The sequence below is a fragment of the Nodularia chucula CCY0103 genome (assembly GCF_963923915.1).
In the GTDB taxonomy this organism is placed as follows: Bacteria; Cyanobacteriota; Cyanobacteriia; order Cyanobacteriales; family Nostocaceae; genus Nodularia; species Nodularia chucula.
On the sequence record NZ_CAWUOL010000230.1, the window covers coordinates 1 to 531 of the forward strand.

At 36.2% G+C, this 531-nt stretch carries 1 protein-coding gene; it reads left to right on the top strand.

Annotation, left to right across the window (positions count from 1 at the left end; all coding sequences use genetic code 11):
* The coding region (locus ACM0OP_RS24350; RefSeq protein WP_414530975.1) for a LeoA/HP0731 family dynamin-like GTPase at nucleotides 1–521 on the top strand (521 nt) is incomplete at its 5' end.
* Nucleotides 522–531 lie beyond the last annotated feature (10 nt).

Sequence of the window (531 nt, forward strand, 5' to 3'; positions counted from 1 at the left end):
TACTGTATTTACTTATTGTTACACATTTTGGTTATTTCACGCCCACCTACTTAGAGATAGATTTAGTAGATGCTAAAAGAGTTAATCACCCGAATATAAGTCATAAAATAGGCAAGTCTATACTAGAACAACAAGGTGGTAAATTTTTGCAAGGAATTGGTAAGTTATCATCCAAAGTATCGAGAAACATAGTTTATGATGTAGGTAAATTTATAGGTATGAAATTTAAACCTTGGGGGGCTTTTAAGGCAGCTAAGTTTATTAGGGGTTTAGGTCCAGTATTTGCTGTGGGTGGGGTAATATTCGATGCTGCTATGACAGCTAAAGAAGAACAAGAACAGCAAGAAAATCAGCGTAAGTTACTTGGAGCTAGAGCGCAAGTAAGAGAAGAGTTCAAAAACTTAGCGGAGGAAATGCGACAAGAGTATGAGTCAAATATTGAAGAAGCTTTAATTTTGTACGATGAAGAATTAAATGATACAGCGTTTCCGGCTGTTATGAGGTACAGTAGCAGCAATTAGCAAACCAGTT